Annotated in this window: 13 protein-coding genes; 7 read left to right on the plus strand and 6 right to left on the minus strand. The window is 70.4% G+C overall.

All coding sequences use genetic code 11. From position 1 onward, the window contains the following. Positions 1 to 1,029 carry an FUSC family protein gene (locus AC5Y2S_RS07940; RefSeq protein WP_499955222.1) on the plus strand — a complete coding sequence of 343 codons (1,029 nt, stop codon included), beginning with the start codon at positions 1 to 3 and terminating at the stop codon, positions 1,027 to 1,029. Here AC5Y2S_RS07940 and AC5Y2S_RS07945 read toward each other — a convergent pair. Continuing rightward, a complete protein-coding gene (locus AC5Y2S_RS07945; RefSeq protein WP_499902246.1) occupies positions 1,024 to 1,413 on the minus strand; it encodes an MmcQ/YjbR family DNA-binding protein in 390 nt (129 codons plus the stop codon). The two genes, AC5Y2S_RS07940 and AC5Y2S_RS07945, sit on opposite strands and share 6 nt — an antisense overlap. 72 nt (positions 1,414 to 1,485) lie before the next feature. Here AC5Y2S_RS07945 and AC5Y2S_RS07950 point away from each other — a divergent pair, with 72 nt between their 5' ends. From AC5Y2S_RS07950 to AC5Y2S_RS07960, 3 genes are all read left to right on the plus strand, one after another. Further along, positions 1,486 to 2,406, plus strand: a complete 921-nt coding sequence (locus AC5Y2S_RS07950) for a transglutaminase family protein (RefSeq protein ID WP_499955223.1) — start codon at positions 1,486 to 1,488, stop codon at positions 2,404 to 2,406. Further along, positions 2,399 to 3,454 carry a zinc-binding metallopeptidase family protein gene (locus tag AC5Y2S_RS07955; RefSeq protein WP_499955225.1) on the plus strand — a complete coding sequence of 352 codons (1,056 nt, stop codon included), beginning with the start codon at positions 2,399 to 2,401 and terminating at the stop codon, positions 3,452 to 3,454. Before AC5Y2S_RS07950 ends, AC5Y2S_RS07955 begins: the two co-directional genes overlap by 8 nt. 177 nt (positions 3,455 to 3,631) lie before the next feature. Next, entirely contained in the window at positions 3,632 to 4,330 is a 699-nt protein-coding gene (locus tag AC5Y2S_RS07960; RefSeq protein ID WP_499955226.1) for a hypothetical protein, read from the plus strand. 10 nt (positions 4,331 to 4,340) lie between these two features. On the opposite strand, the gene AC5Y2S_RS07965 is transcribed toward AC5Y2S_RS07960, so the two are convergent. From AC5Y2S_RS07965 to AC5Y2S_RS07975, 3 genes are all read right to left on the minus strand, one after another. Next, on the minus strand, positions 4,341 to 6,971 hold the full coding sequence (locus AC5Y2S_RS07965) for a circularly permuted type 2 ATP-grasp protein (protein ID WP_499955228.1): 2,631 nt from the start codon (positions 6,969 to 6,971) through the stop codon (positions 4,341 to 4,343). Continuing rightward, positions 6,972 to 10,301 carry a transglutaminase family protein gene (locus tag AC5Y2S_RS07970; protein ID WP_499955230.1) on the minus strand — a complete coding sequence of 1,110 codons (3,330 nt, stop codon included), beginning with the start codon at positions 10,299 to 10,301 and terminating at the stop codon, positions 6,972 to 6,974. It lies immediately after the preceding gene. A 72-nt stretch (positions 10,302 to 10,373) separates the two neighbouring features. Continuing rightward, positions 10,374 to 11,366, minus strand: a complete 993-nt coding sequence (locus tag AC5Y2S_RS07975) for a hypothetical protein (RefSeq protein ID WP_499955232.1) — start codon at positions 11,364 to 11,366, stop codon at positions 10,374 to 10,376. 138 nt (positions 11,367 to 11,504) lie between these two features. On the opposite strand from AC5Y2S_RS07975, the gene AC5Y2S_RS07980 reads away from it, so the two are divergent. Both AC5Y2S_RS07980 and AC5Y2S_RS07985 read left to right on the plus strand, forming a co-directional pair. Then, the gene (locus tag AC5Y2S_RS07980) at positions 11,505 to 12,854 is read left to right on the plus strand and encodes a replication-associated recombination protein A (protein ID WP_499955233.1); all 1,350 of its coding nucleotides are present in this window, start codon (positions 11,505 to 11,507) and stop codon (positions 12,852 to 12,854) included. After that, entirely contained in the window at positions 12,851 to 13,186 is a 336-nt protein-coding gene (locus AC5Y2S_RS07985; protein ID WP_499902236.1) for a hypothetical protein, read from the plus strand. Before AC5Y2S_RS07980 ends, AC5Y2S_RS07985 begins: the two co-directional genes overlap by 4 nt. On the opposite strand, the gene AC5Y2S_RS07990 is transcribed toward AC5Y2S_RS07985, so the two are convergent. Both AC5Y2S_RS07990 and AC5Y2S_RS07995 read right to left on the minus strand, forming a co-directional pair. Further along, positions 13,183 to 13,806 carry a hypothetical protein gene (locus AC5Y2S_RS07990; RefSeq protein ID WP_499955235.1) on the minus strand — a complete coding sequence of 208 codons (624 nt, stop codon included), beginning with the start codon at positions 13,804 to 13,806 and terminating at the stop codon, positions 13,183 to 13,185. The two genes, AC5Y2S_RS07985 and AC5Y2S_RS07990, sit on opposite strands and share 4 nt — an antisense overlap. A 115-nt stretch (positions 13,807 to 13,921) precedes the next feature. Continuing rightward, positions 13,922 to 14,542, minus strand: coding sequence for a hypothetical protein (locus AC5Y2S_RS07995; RefSeq protein ID WP_499955237.1), 621 nt, complete (start codon positions 14,540 to 14,542; stop codon positions 13,922 to 13,924). A 169-nt stretch (positions 14,543 to 14,711) separates the two neighbouring features. Here AC5Y2S_RS07995 and AC5Y2S_RS08000 point away from each other — a divergent pair, with 169 nt between their 5' ends. Then, positions 14,712 to 15,101 carry a secondary thiamine-phosphate synthase enzyme YjbQ gene (locus AC5Y2S_RS08000; RefSeq protein WP_193376520.1) on the plus strand — a complete coding sequence of 130 codons (390 nt, stop codon included), beginning with the start codon at positions 14,712 to 14,714 and terminating at the stop codon, positions 15,099 to 15,101. The last annotated feature ends 19 nt before the right edge of the window (positions 15,102 to 15,120 follow it).

Genomic DNA, 15,120 nt, shown 5'->3' on the forward strand with positions numbered 1-15,120 from the left:
ATGAAGCGAGCAGCGCGCGACGGCCTGAAAAGGCTTCGCGCGCTGTGGTTCAACCTCGTCCAGACCTCGGTCGCGGCGGGCCTGTCCTGGTACATCGCGCACGACCTGCTGAGCCACCCGCAGCCGTTCTTCGCGCCGATCGCCGCCGCGGTGTCGCTGTCGATCAGCAACGTGCTGCGCGCCATGCGCGCCGTGCAGATGATCTTCGGCGTGATTCTGGGGATCGGCGTGGGCATCGCGGTGCAGGGTGTGCTCGGGCCGGGTGCGCTGGCCATCGGGGTCGCCGCGTTCCTCGCGCTGTGCATCGCGGTGTTCATCGGTCACGGCTTCATCGGGCAGGGGATGATGTTCGCCAACCAGACCGCCATCTCGGCGATCCTGGTGCTGGCCCTGTACCGCACCAACGTCGGCTTCGAGCGCACCTACGACGCGCTGATCGGCGGCCTCGTGGCGATCGTCTTCGCCGTGCTGCTGTTCCCGGCGGATCCGTTGACGCTCCTGCGCAGCGCCCGCGTCGGCGTGTTGGGCGTGCTGCAGGGCGTCCTGACCCGCGCGGCGGACCTCGCCGCCGGGCGCCGGGAGGCCCCGCCGGACTGGCCCCTGTCGGCCGTCGATCGGGTGCACGCGCAGCTCGGCGGGCTCATCGAGGCGCGCACCACCGCCCGTCAGGTCGTGGCGGTCGCGCCGCGGCGCTGGGGCCTGCGCGCTGCCGTGCGGGCCGCCGATCACCAGGCCGTGCACGTGGCCCTGCTCGCGGGCTCGGTGCTGGAAGTCGCCCGCGCCGTCGTCCCCGGCGACGGCTGCCGCGCCGCGCCCGCGCCGCCCGTGCACAGCGCGCTGGTGGTGCTGGCGGCCGCCACGGCGCTGGCCGACTCCGACCCCGCCGGGGCGTGCGCGTACACCGCGGCCGCGCGCCATCACGCGTCGCAGTTGCGGGCGGCCGCCGGCGAGAAAAACCAGGTGGTGCTCGCCGACGCCGTGCAGGCCTGCGTCGACGACCTGCAGCGGGTCATCGACCTGCGGTCATAGCGAGTCGGCCAGGAACTCCTGCACCAGTTTCTTGGGCGCCTGCGTCAGCCACGCCTCGGTGATCACCTCCGCCAGATCACGTGGCGCGATCTCGGCCAGCCGCAGCAGCACCGCCGGGTAGCCGTCGAAGTGCGGGGTGGTGAAGTAGACGCCGGGCTCGTCGGCGATCAGCGCGAACTTGACGCCCTCGTCGGAAACCCGGACGCCGAGGATGTCGCCCTCCGGGGGTTCGACCCCGCTGTCCGCCAGCGCCTCACGGTCCGATGGGCGCAGCGGCCGCTCCCACGCCAGCAACTTCTTGCCGACCCGCCACTCGTGCGGTGACGGCTCGGAGGTAAGTGCCAGCTCACCAACGATGCGGGCGACGTCGTTCCACGTGGCCACGCTGATGATTGTGCGCCCGATATGGCGCGCTTGGCTCGCGATCGGCAAACCCGGTGTGATGGGATCAGCGTTGTGTCAGAAGCCGAGGCCCGCCGGCACCGGGTCACCCATCGCACCCAGTACCGCTACTCCGACGTCGTGACCAGCTCTTATGGCCGAGCGTTCCTCACCCCGCGGGATTCCGCGCGGCAGCGGTGCATCGCGCACCGGCTGACCATCGACCCGGCCCCCGCCGACAGCTCCACCAGCAGCGACAGCTACGGCAACGTCAGCTCCTACTTCCACGTCACCGAGCCGCACCAGTCGCTGACGATCACCGGCGACTCCATCGTCGACGTGTATCCGCCGCCCCCGGAGCGCTACACCAGCGGGCCGGCGGTGCAGCCGTGGGAGGCCGCCCGGCCGGCCGGGCGCAGGGGAGCGCTCGCGACCGAGTTCACCCTGGACCTGGACCCGCCGGAGATCACCGACGCGGTCCGCGAATACGCCGCCCCCAGTTTCGAGCCGGGCCGCCCTCTGGTCGAGGTGATGCGCGACCTGGCGTCGCGGATCTTCACCGACTTCACCTACCGATCCGGGTCGACGACGATTTCCACCGGGGTCAATGAGGTTCTGGCGGCCCGGGAAGGGGTATGTCAGGACTTTGCGAGGCTGGCGATCGCCTGCCTGCGCGCCAACGGGTTGGCGGCCAGTTACGTGTCCGGCTATCTGGCCACCGACCCGCCACCGGGGAAGGATCGGATGATCGGCATCGACGCGACCCATGCCTGGGCGGGAGTGTGGACCCCGCAGGAACCGGGCCGGTTCGAGTGGCTGGGGCTCGACCCGACGAACGACCAGCTGGTCGACGAGCGCTACATCATCGTCGGCCGCGGGCGCGACTACGCCGACGTGCCGCCGCTGCGCGGCATCATCTACACCAACTCCGAGCACAGCGTGATCGACGTCGCGGTCGACGTCGTGCCGTTCGGGGGTGACGCGCTGCATGCGTGACTTCCACTGCCCCAACTGCGGCCAGCGCCTGGCGTTCGAGAACTCGGCGTGCCTGTCGTGCGGCAGCTCGCTGGGGTTCTCCCTCGAGCAGATGGCCCTGCTGGTGATCACCAACGGCGACGACGGCGAGCACGCCGGCGCCGTGGCTGCCGACGAGTACCAGCTGTGCGCCAATCTTCATCTGGCGGAATGCAATTGGCTGGTCCCGAAGAACGATCGCGGGGGGCTGTGCGTGTCGTGTGCGCTGACGCTGGAGCGGCCCAACGACAACGACACCGACGGCCTGGCCGCGTTCGCCCGCGCGGAGGCGGCCAAGCGACGGCTGATCGCCGAGCTGCACGAGCTGAAGCTGCCGATCGTCGGGCGGGACCGCGACCCGGACTACGGGTTGGGGTTCCGGCTGCTGTCCAGCGCACACGAGAAGGTGCTCACCGGCCACGAGAACGGCGTCATCACACTGGATCTCGCCGAGGGCGACGACGTGCACCGCGAGCAACTGCGGGTCGAGATGGACGAACCGTACCGGACCCTGCTCGGGCACTTCCGGCACGAGGTGGGGCATTACTACTACTACCGGCTGATCACCCCGTCGAGCGACAACCTGGCGCGGTTCAAGGAGCTGTTCGGCGACCCCGACGCCGACTACTCCGAGGCGCTGGACCGGCACTACGCCGACGGCGCGCCCGAGGGGTGGCAGGAGAGCTTCGTCTCGTCGTACGCGACCATGCACGCCGCCGAGGACTGGGCCGAGACCTTCGCCCATTACCTGCACATCCGCGACGCGCTGGACACCTCGGCCTGGTGCGGCCTGGCGCCGGCGTCGGCGACGTTCAACAGTCCGGCGTTGGGCCCCAGCGCATTTCCCACCATCATCGAGATGTGGCTGCCGTTGTCGTGGTCGCTGAACATGGTGAACCGCTCGATGGGCCACGACGACCTTTACCCGTTCGTGCTGCCGGTCGCGGTCCTGGACAAGATGCAGTTCATCCACGACGTGATCGACGAGGTGACCTCGGAGTTGCGCGGACCCGCGGCCGCCGCGGGCTGACCAGACGCCGGCCAATCGGGACGGATTTTATCCGAGGTTCAATTGCTCGGCCGAGCGGTCACTCCGCGCATTGGCGCAGACAGCTGGGGAAGTAACACTCTTGATGGCGATCCCTGGGTGTGTCAGAATTTTATTTACATTAAATTCGTGCTCGTCCGCCCACGCCAGGGAGTAGCCATGTCGAAGCGTGTCCAGCTGCTGTGCGCTTGGTCCGGGCCTGCGACGGTGCTGATCGTCTCGATCGGGTTCCTGATAGCGGGCGTTCTGCCCATGCCGCTCGGTCCGAACAGCACGACCCAAGAGGTCGTCGACTTCTACGGCCACACCACCCGCGTCGCGGCGGGCCTGGTCATCGCCGGCCTCGGTATCTGCCTGGTGCTCCCCCTCATCGCGCTGATCGGCGTGTTCCTGGCGCGGATGGAGGGCCGGACGCCGATACTGACTTTCCTGCAACTCGTCAGCGGCGCGGCGACCGGCGTGTTCCTGGTGATGCCGCTGTTGTTGATGACGGTGATCCCGTTTCGGCCCGACCGCACTCCGGAGCTGACCATCACGCTGAACGATGTGGCGTGGCTACTCTTCATCACGCCCATCGGGCCGTTCATCATCCAGAACATCGCGATCGGCACCGCGATCCTGAGCGATCACCGGGCCATCCTGCCCCGGTGGGTGGGCTACCTGAACTTTTGGATCGCCTTCTCTTTCCTGCCCGATGTGCTTGCTTTCTTCTTCCACAGCGGACCGTTCGCCTGGCGTGGGATCTTCGTGTTCTGGCTCGCCTTCGTCGCGTACGCGGTCTTCCTGATCGCCATGGGACTCGTGCTGCGGAACGCTATCCGCGCCGCCGATACGCGTGAAACGGTTGAGGTCCAATGAAACTGGACGGTTAGGCGGGCATCACCCGGCGTTCGTCGGGCCCCCACAGCGGCTGGAACCCGCCCGGCAACCGCAACTGCGTCTCGGTGATGACCTCGGCCAGGTTGCGCAGCTCGGCGTGGATCGCGTCGAGCAGTTCGGCCAGCTGCGCGCGACGGCCGTCGGTGATCTCCTCCAGCTCCTCGGGGTGCGAGCGGCGCAGCAGCGTGTTGATCTCCTCCACCAACCGCTCGGGGCGCGACGACCCCGAAGAGCTCGGCAGGTCCTTGAGGTTGATCCGCAACCGCTCCAGCTGGTACAGCAGCGACCGCGGGTTGCTGGCGTCGAACAGCATCAACTCGGCCACCGCGGCGACGCTGACCTTGCCCACGGTGCGCCGCCGGTAGATGACCGACGACTCGCACGCCACCAGCGTCGCCTCGATGATGGTCTGCTCGGCGGCCGCGCCGCGGACGGTGGTCAGCGTTTCCCGCAGCAGGGCGGTCAGCCACAGGCCGCGTTCGATGCGCTTGCCGATGTCCATCATTGTCCAGCCCACGTCGCGCACCATCGACTCGCCGGCCACCCCGGCCAGCGTCAGCATCCCGGCCAGCGTGTGGGTCTGGGCCGACGCGAGCAGGGCGTCGGCCTCGGCGAGCGAGTCCGGCGGTTCGGTTCGCACCGCCAGCGCGCGCTCCACCCCGGACAGCACCGTCCACGTGTCGTTGGACAACTGGTCGCGCACCGACCTGGCGGCCAGCCCCAGCCCGTCCACCGAACCCACCAGCGACCCGGGCTGATTCGGGTCCAGGGTCAGCGACCACAGCATCGAGGGGGCGACGGCGATCATCTCCGCGTGGTCGTCGGTGTCGCCGTAGCCCGCGCTGGTGTCGCTGCCGGTGATCCGGCCCAGCGCGGCCATCAGCACCGGCACACACTCGCTTTCCTCCGTTTGCTGCTGGTGCCGGTAGACGTGGAAGCGGTCGCGGGCCACGATGAGCAACCGGGCCATCTCCTCGGCCCGCTCGCCGTAGCGGCCCATCCAGAACAGGTCGGACAGCACGCGCGGCGAGCTGACCCCCCAGGTGCCCGCCGCGGTCTTCGCCGGCTCCGGCGCCGACGGCAGGGTCACCGTCTCGGCCCGCGCCCGCTCCGTCGGCCGCACCCAGACATCTTTTGCGGCAACGGTTTTCAGCGTGTACGCCGACGGGCCGGGGGCCAGCACGTAGCCGGCGCCGCCGATCATCGGCGCATAGCCGCCGCGCTGGGCGACGGTGAACAGCCGCATGCCCACGCCGGCCGACGACAGCACGCCGGTGTGGTCGGTGGGCGCCGACGAGAACTGCGGCAGTTCCTGGCCGACCCAGTGCCACGGCATGTGCTCGATGCGCGCGGCCAGCTTGGCCAGCTGCGCCGACGAAAGCGTCGGTCCGATATAGGTTTTCCCGCCGACGGTGGACTTGATCAGCAGCGACGACAGGTTGGCCAGCAGGTGCGAGCGTTCGCCGGCGACACCGCCCCAGTAGACCGGCGCGGTCGCCAGCAGCGGGGCCTCGTCGAGCAGCCGCTCGGCCAGCTGCGGCAGAAACCGAAGCAGCCCAGGGCTTTCCAGGATGCCGCTGCCCAGCGTGTTGACCACGGTCACCGTCCCGCGGTGCTGCGCCTCCACCAGTCCGACGACGCCGAGGCGGGAATCGGCGCGCAGGTCCAGCGGGTCGGTGTACTCCGCGTCGACCCGGCGCAGCACCACGTCGACGCGCTTCAGCGTGCCCAGCGAGCGCATCCACAGCTTGCCGTCGCGCACTACCAGGTCCGCGGACTCCACCAGCGGGAAGCCCAGCAGGGTGGCCAGGTACGCCTGGTCGAACGCGGTCTCCGAGTAGATGCCGGGGGACAGCACCACGACCACCGGGTCCTGGGCGACGTCGGGGGCGGCGTCGATGAGCGCGAGCCGCAGCGCCTGCGCGAACGGCGTCGTCGGCCGCGGCGCGATCCGCTCGTAGAGGTCCGGAATCGAGTGCGCCACAACGCGTCTGTCGGCCAGCGCGTAGCCCGCGCCGGACGGCGCCTGCGTCCAGTCGGCGTTGACCGCGAAGCTGCCGTCCGGCACCCGGCTGACGTCGCAGGCGTGCATGAATAGCTGGTGGTGCCCGGGCACCTCGATGCCGTTGGCGGGCCGCACGTAACCGGGGTGACCGAACACCAGTTGCGGCGGCAGGATGCCCTCGGTGAGCAGGGCGCGGGGCCCGTACAGGTCCGCGAGCACGGCGTCGAGCAGGCGCGAGCGCTGCACCAGCCCGGCCTCCAGCACGTCCCAGTCGGCCGCGGACAGCACGATCGGCAGCGTGTCCAGGTTCCACGGCCGGGGCTCCACGCCGCCGTGGTCGGGATCGACCTCGGTGTAGGTGATGCCGTCGTTGTCGATCAGGCCGTCCACCACCGAGCGCAGCCGGTTCAGCCCGGCCCGGCCGCGCTCCGCGACCGCGTCGGCGAGCTCGGACCACGCCGGGCGCACGTTGCCGTCACGGTCGACGAACTCGTCGTAGCCGACCCGGGGTCCGTGCCGCAGGTCGAACAGCGCTTCCTGGGCCCGCGCGGTCCGGTACCCGGCCAGCAGCCGGTCGGCGTCGTAGTGGGCGGAGGGGACTTCGAGGGACGACATTTACTGCTGAACGGTACGCACGCGCCGCAGGTCGAGAATGCCCGGCGCGCCGATGTCGGTGAAAATCCGGGCCTGCCGCTCCTTGATCTCGGACAGGTCGAGTTTGCCCGGGGTGAAGCCCGTCGCCTCGAAGCGGCGGGCGCGGCGCGACTCGGCCTCGACGGCGTTGATCGGGGGCTCGTCGTAGGAGCGGCCGCCGGGATGCGCGACGTGGTAGGTGCAGCCGCCGCGCGACGTCCCGGTGGTGAGGTCGACCAGCTCGAACTGCAGCGGCACGTCGGTACTAATGGTCGGGTGCAGCGCGCTGGGCGGCTGCCAGGCCTTGAACCGCACGCCGCCCACGTGGATGTCGGGGTTGTCGGTGGCCAGCAGCGGCACCGGGTAGCCGTTGGCCGTCACCACGTAGCGGTGGCGGTCGGCGCCGATGATGCGGACCTGGATGCGCTCGACCGACGAGTCGACGTAGCGGGCCGTGCCCGTCGCGGTGGCCTCCTCGCCGAGGGTGCTCCACGGTTCGATCGCCCCGCGCAGCTCGATCTCCACGCCGTCGAAGACGGCGGTGCCGACGCGCGGGAAGCGGAACTCGGTGAACGGGTCCAGCCAGCTGGTCTCGAAGGGCACGCCGTGCGCGCGCAGGTCGGCGGCGACGTCGGCGATGTCGTGAATCAGGAAGTGCGGCAACAGGTATCGCCCGTGCAAGTTGGCGCCGTGCCGGATCAGCGGGGCGCGCAGCGGTTCGTCCCAGAACCACGCCACCAGCGAACGCACCAGCAGCGACTGCACCATCGCCATCCGCAGGTGCGGCGGCATCTCGAAGCCGCGCAGCTCCAGCAGGCCGAGCCGGCCGCGGGGGCTGTCGGGGCTGTAGAGCTTGTCGATGCAGAACTCGGCGCGATGGGTGTTGCCGGTGATGTCGGTGAGCAGGTGGCGCAGCGCGCGGTCGGTCACCCAGGGCTTTGGGGCACCGCCCCCGAAAGGTCCGGACAGGCGCGCGATCTCGGCGAACGCGATCTCGAGTTCGTACAGCGCCTCGGAGCGGCCCTCGTCGACGCGCGGCGCCTGCGAGGTGGTGCCGACGAACCGCCCGGCGAACAGGTAGGACAGCGACGGGTGCCGCTGCCAGTAGGTCAGCAGCGAGACCAGCAGGTCGGGGCGGCGCAGCAGCGGCGAGTCCGCGGGCGTCACGCCGCCCAGCGTGATGTGGTTGCCGCCGCCGGTGCCGCCGTGGGTGCCGTCGACGTCGAAGGACTCCGTGGACAGCCGGGCCAGCCGGGCCTGTTCGTACAGGCTCTCCAGCAGCCGCGTCTGTTCGGCGAAGCTGGCCGTGGGCGGCACATTGACCTCGATGACGCCCGGGTCGGGGGTGATGGTCACCGACGTCAGCCGCGGGTCCGGCGGCGGGCCGTAGCCCTCGATCACCACCGGGCAGTCGGCCTTGGCCGCCGCGGCCTCGACCCGGGCGATCAGGTCGACGAAGTGCTCGAGCGCCTCGGTGGGCGGCACGAAGATGTACAGCATCCCGCGGCGCACCTCGGCGACCATCGCGGTCGGCGGCGCCCCGCCGGGGTCGGTGACAACGGCGTCACTCGCGGCGTCCGCCGCGAGTTCGCCTCCCGCGGTCAGGGGGTCGGCGTCGAAGGTGGCGCGGGGCGGGCGCCAGTTGATCGAGTCCAACGGCAGCCGCAGGCCCGCCGGGGAGTCGCCCTCGAGCAGTACGATGCGCCCGCGGCGCAGCCGCCAGTTCGCGCTGGCCCAGCCGAGCTCGTCTTCACGCCGGTGCAGCGGCAGCACGAAAGCGGCCGGGGCCGTGGTGGATTCGTCGAGGCGCGCCAGCAGCGCGGCGCGGTTCTCGGCGGTGTCGGTGTCCGGGTCGAGGTCGTCGCCCGCCTCGACCGGCTCGCCGTGCGGCTTGCGCACCTTGGCGGCCAGCCGGGCCAGCGGGTCCTCGTAGGCCGGCCGCAGCTGCGAGGCCGGCAGGCCGAACCCGTCGGCGATCGCGGCGAGCACCTCGTAGGCCGCGTCCTTGGCGACCCGGCCCGGCGCGGCGCCCCACGGATCGGCCAGCAGCGTGTCGTCGGTCCACAGCGGCCGCCCGTCGGTGCGCCAGTGGAGCGCAATCTGCCAGCGCGGCAACGGTTCTCCCGGATACCACCGGCCCTGCCCGCGCTGGATCAGCCCCTGCGGCCCCCACACCGACTTCAGCCGGGCGGCCAGGTCGGAGGCCCGCTGCCGCTTGTGCGGGCCGTCGGCGGCCGTCGTCCACTCCTCGTCGACCTGGTTGTCCACCGAGACGAACGTCGGCTCACCGCCGACCGTCAGCCGGACGTCGGCGGCGGCCAGCCGCTCGTCGACGCGCCGCCCCACGTCGCAGATGGTCCGCCAGGCCTGGTCGGTGTAGGGCAGCGTGACGCGCGGATCTTCATGGACGCGGGTGACGGTGTTGGAGAACTCCAGGATCGATTCGCAGGGCTCGGTGCCGCCGCTGATGGGCGCCGCGCTCGCCGGGTGCGGCGTGGCGGCCAGCGGGATGTGGCCCTCGCCGGCGAACAGCCCCGAAGTCGGGTCCAGCCCGATCCAGCCCGCGCCGGGGATGTAAACCTCGGTCCACGCGTGCAGGTCGGTGAAGTCGGCGGCGGGGCCGGACGGCCCGTCGAGCGCCTCGACGTCGGAGGCCAGCTGGACCAGGTAGCCCGACACGAAGCGGGCGGCCAGCCCGAGCTGGCGCAGGATCGACACCAACAGCCACGCCGAGTCGCGGCACGAGCCCACGCCGTTGCGCAGCGTGAAATCCGGTGTCTGCACGCCGGGTTCCATCCGCAGGCTGTAGGCGACGTCGGCGTTGATGGCGCGGTTGAGCGCGACCAGAAAGTCGATGGTGCGGGTGCCGTCGGGCACCCGGAAGTTGCTAACCCAGGCCTGCACCAGCTCGCCGGGGCCCGACCCCTCACCGTCCTCGTCGACCGGCCGCAGGTACGGCTTGAGGTCGTCGGCCAGCTCCTTGGGGTAGGTCCACCCGCCCGAGGGCCATGTCTCGGCCCAGTCCTCGATGAAGAAGTCGAACGGGTTGATCACCTTGAGGTCGGCGATGAGCCCGACGGTGATGGTCAGCCGGCTCATGGGATTCGGAAACACCAGCCGGGCAAGGAAATTGCCGACCGCGTCCTGCTGCCAGTTGATGAAGTGGTCGCCCGGCTCGACGCGCAGCGAGTAGGCCTCGATGGCCGTGCGGGAATGAGGGGCGGGGCGCAGCCGCACCACGTGCGGGAAGACCCGGACCAGTCGGTCAAAGGTGTAGCTGGTGCGGTGCTCCAGCGCAACTTTGATACTCACCCGCTGATTGCATCACAAGCGCCACAAGGTCGCAGCGCGGCCGCAATCGGCGAACCGCCTTGGCCCCCCGGCCTACCCGTACTGGGGCCCCGGCGGCGGCGCGCCCGGGGGCGGCCCGGCCTGGTAACCACCGCCCGGCTGCTCCAGCGGAACGACCTGGCCGCCGGACAGCTTGCGGTAGGCGTAGATCCCGATCAGCGCGGCGACGGGCCCGCCGACGAGGATGCCCAGGCCACAAGCCAAGAAGCCGACGACGACGGCCGCCGCCTGCACCAGCCACGCCAGCAGGGCGTTGACGAAGTTCGCCTGGACGGTGGTGAAGCTGGACTTCAGCCCGTCGATGGCGCCCTGCGACCGGTCGATGATGAACGGGATGGCGAACTGCGCGAAGATGCCCACGATCAGGCCGGGGATGAAGCACAACACCGAGCCGATCGAGGTCAGGATCCCGATGATGATCGCGGCGAGGATCACATTGCCGAGGTTGCGCGGCTTGAAGAACGAACCGATGCTCACCGACCGGCCGTCCGCGATGTCCAGGCACCCGGACAGGAACGCGGACTGGGCGAAAATGCCTACCGCATAGATCAATACGTAGCCGACGATCATCACGATCATCCCGCCGGCGCCGATGCTCGTCGTGGCGGTGGTGTAGCCGTCGATGTTGGTGGTCGTCGTGGTCGAGCCCATGCCGCCGCCGAACAGGATCGCGCAGTAGGCGATGCCGATCAGGACCGCGTAGATCAGAGCGGAGACGACCAGGGGCGCGACGTTTTGGGTGAACTTGCCCCAGGCCCAGCTGAACGCCTCGCCGATGCTGAAGGCCGGCGGACCGCCGGGGGCGCCGCCGTAGCCGGGCTGCGGCGCATAGCCGGGCGGCGGCGCGCCGTAGCCGGGAGGGGGTGGCGGGGGCGCGCCGTAACCGGGCGGCGGGCCAGGCGGCGGTGCGCCGTAACCGGGCGGCGGGCCCGCGGGCGGTGGTGGCGGAGGTGCGCCGTAACCGGGCGGTGGCGGGTAGCCGGGAGGGTTCTGGGGGGTGCCGGGGTACTCGGGGGGCTGGCTCATGTCCGTCCTAGCTGTTGATTCAACCTGTGGCCACGCGCACGGAATCTGGCAAACCGGAACTTAGCAAATAAGTCGCCAGGACGCTTGGATTGTTTTCGGACCTTTTCTCCCCGGCGCATGCCGTCGTCCCGACGTGGTATGCCTAAAACCGTGTCCGACGGTCTCTTCGACCTTCCCGGCGCACCGCAGACAACCGACCAGGGCTTCGGCGTGTCGGCGGGTGCGCCGCTGGCCGTGCGGATGCGGCCGGCGTCGCTGGACGAAGTCGTCGGCCAGGGCCACCTGCTGGCGCCCGGATCGCCGCTGCGCCGCCTGGTGGAGGGTTCCGGCGTCGCGTCGGTGATCCTGTACGGGCCCCCGGGCAGCGGCAAGACCACGCTGGCCGCACTGATCTCGGGATCGACCGGCCGCCGGTTCGAGGCGCTGTCGGCGCTGTCGGCCGGCGTCAAGGACGTCCGCGCGGTGATCGACAAGGCGAGGCACGCGCTGCTTTCCGGCGAGCAGACCGTCCTGTTCATCGACGAGGTGCACCGGTTCTCCAAGACCCAGCAGGACGCGCTGCTGTCCGCCGTGGAGAACCGGGTGGTGCTGTTGGTGGCGGCGACGACGGAGAACCCGTCGTTCTCCGTGGTGGCGCCGCTGCTGTCGCGCTCGCTGATCCTGCAGCTGCGGCCGCTGACCTCCGACGACATCCGCGCCCTGGTCCGCCGCGCGATCGACGACCCCCGCGGCCTGGGCGGCCGGGTCGACGTGGAGCCCGGGGCCGTCGACCTCCTGGTGCAGCTGGCCGCCGGCGACGCCCGCCGCGCCCTGACCGCGCTGGAGGTCGCGGCCGAGGCGAACGAGCTCGTCACCGTCGAGACCATCGAGCAGTCGCTGGACAAGGCCGCCGTGCGCTACGACCGCGACGGCGACCAGCATTACGACGTCGTCAGCGCCTTCATCAAGTCCGTGCGCGGCTCCGACGTCGACGCCGCGCTGCACTACCTGGCCCGCATGCTGGTCGCGGGGGAGGACCCGCGGTTCGTCGCGCGGCGGCTGGTGATCCTGGCCAGCGAGGACATCGGGATGGCCGACCCGACCGCGCTGCAGACCGCGGTCGCCGCCGCCCAGACCGTGGCGCTGATCGGCATGCCGGAGGCCCAGCTGACGCTGGCGCACGCCACCATCCACCTGGCCACCGCGCCGAAGTCCAACGCGGTCACCACCGCGCTGGCGGCGGCGATGGACGACATCAGGGGCGGCAAGGCCGGCCTGGTGCCGCCGCACCTGCGTGACGGGCACTACTCCGGCGCCGCGGCGCTGGGCAACGCGCAGGGCTACAAGTACTCGCACGACGCCCCGGATGGCGTTGTCGCCCAACAATATCCGCCCGACGAGCTGGTGGGCGTGGACTATTATCGGCCCACCGGCCGCGGCGGCGAGCGCGAGATGGCCGGCCGACTGGACCGGCTGCGCGCGATCATCCGCAAGGGGGGACGGGCATGAAGACGTTCACCGACGAGGAGATGGGCCGGCTGCTGCCCACTGCCAAGGCCTACAGCGTCGTCATCCTCAAGCGCGGCCCGAGGTTCGGCGACGAGTCGTCGCCCGGGATCATCTGGGAGCACGGCCGGCGCAACTTCGGCCTGCGCGACGACGGCGTGCTGGCGGTGGTGCTGCCGGTCACCGACTCCTCCGACGTGTGCGGCATCGGGGTGTTCGCGGCCACGGTCGACGAGACCACCACGATCATGGCCGACGACCCCGGGGTGGCGGCGGGGGTGTTCACCTATCAGGTGCACGAGTGCCGCGGATTCCCCGGGGACGCTTTGCCCTAGACCAGCTCGGGCACCCGCAAATGGGCGATCGCCAGCTCGAATTCGGCGACGTCGAGCACCTCGGCTCCCAGGTCCCGCGCGCGCCTGCTGCGCAGCTCACTGGCCCGGTCCCGGTTTCGTGCCATCGCTTCCATGCTGTCGAAGCTCGAGCACGCCACCGCCCGCCGGCACGCCGGGTGGTCGACCATCAGGCTGGCGCTGCAGAAGCCGTCGAGCGTCTCCAACTCCGGCAGCACATACATCCGGTAGAAGTTGAGGGACCGCTCGATCTGGTCCGGCACCACTTTGAGCCACGTGGCCCGCACGCATGCCCCCTGATGCGACCGATGATCGCGACGCATCAGCGAGATGTCCCATTCTTCGACCCTCGCCTGGCCGGAGAACATCATGGCGGCGCGGTCGCGGATGGGCGCCACCCGCTCGGCGCTGGCGCGCATCTGCTCCAGGCTGTTCCAGGAGCTGGTGGCGATGCAGGTGCCGTCCTGCCGGTCGACCAGCAGCGACATCCCGACATACCCGTCCATCTCCTGCAGGGCGGGCATGACGACATCGCGAACGTGCGCAATGCCGATGTCGACCGACAAGGGTTGCGCCTGGATGGTGGTAGAGCGTGCGTACACGACCGACCCCTCCTCATGTCGGGGCAGCGCCCCGGTGGCGCCACCGGTCCCACCGACTACCTTCCTCCTGCGGACTGGGCGTGGCAATGGGCCCGGCGGAGCCACCTGACCCAGGTCAGGCCATCTCAGGAACCCGCAGGTGCGCCAGCGCCAGCTCGAACTCGCGCTCGTCGAGTTCCTCGACGCCGGCCTCCCGGATCGACGCGATCTTGAGGGCGGTCGCCTGGTCCCGGTTGCGATCCATCGCGTCGAGGCTGTCGAACGTCACGGACGACACCCCCCGCCCGGATGCGCGGTCGACCAGCAGGCTGGCGCTGCAGAACCCGTCGAGGTCCTCGAGCTGGGGCAGGACGGACGACTTGAAGTACTCGATGCCGCTGTCCATCTGGTCCTGCGGCACCTTGACCCAGGTCGCTCGGACGCCCGCACCGTCGGGCGCGTGGTGGTCGCGGTGCAGCGACGCGATCTCCCACTCGTCGACAGATGCCGTGCCGCCGAACATTTCCCCGGCCCGATCGCGGATCGGCGTCACCTGATCCGCGCTGGCGCGCATCGCGTCCTCGGTCTCCCACGCACTCGTAGCAATGCACCGGCCGGACTGCCGGTCGACCAAAAGGGACACCCCGACACAGCCCGCCATGGCCTGCAGCGCGGGCATCACCTCATCGCGAACGTGCGCGATACCCCCATCGATGGAAGAGGTTTGCGCCTGAATAGTGGTAGAGCGTGCGTACACGATCCACCCCCTCTTTGTCGGGGCAGCGCCCCGGTGGCGCCACCGGTCCAGGAGTTACCTTCCTCCTGGCAGTTAACGGTGGCAATGCCCCCCGGGGGTGTGGCCGCCCTCACAAACGATTGGCCGGTCATGCTGGCCTCGCCGTAGGCTGGACCGGGTGCATACCGATGTGCTGCAGGTAGACACCGCCCAGCGCCGCATCGTCGATCTGACCGATGCGGTGCGCCGGTTCTGCTTCAGCTACGGCGACGGCCTGTGCAACGTGTTCGTCCCGCACGCGACGGCCGGGGTCGCGATCATCGAGACCGGCGCCGGCTCCGACGACGACCTGGTCGACACGCTGGAGCGGCTGTTGCCGCGCGACGAGCGGTACCGGCACGCGCACGGGTCGCCCGGGCACGGCGCCGACCACGTGCTGCCGGCGATCGTCGCGCCGTCGGTGACGGTGCCGGTCGCCAGCGGCGACCCGCAGCTGGGCACGTGGCAAAGCATCGTGCTGGTCGACCTCAACCGGGACAATCCGCGGCGGTCGGTGCGGTTGAGCTTCCTGGAGGGCTAGCTGTCTAGGCTGGGAACCC

Source organism: Mycobacterium sp. NGS69 (assembly GCF_059812165.1).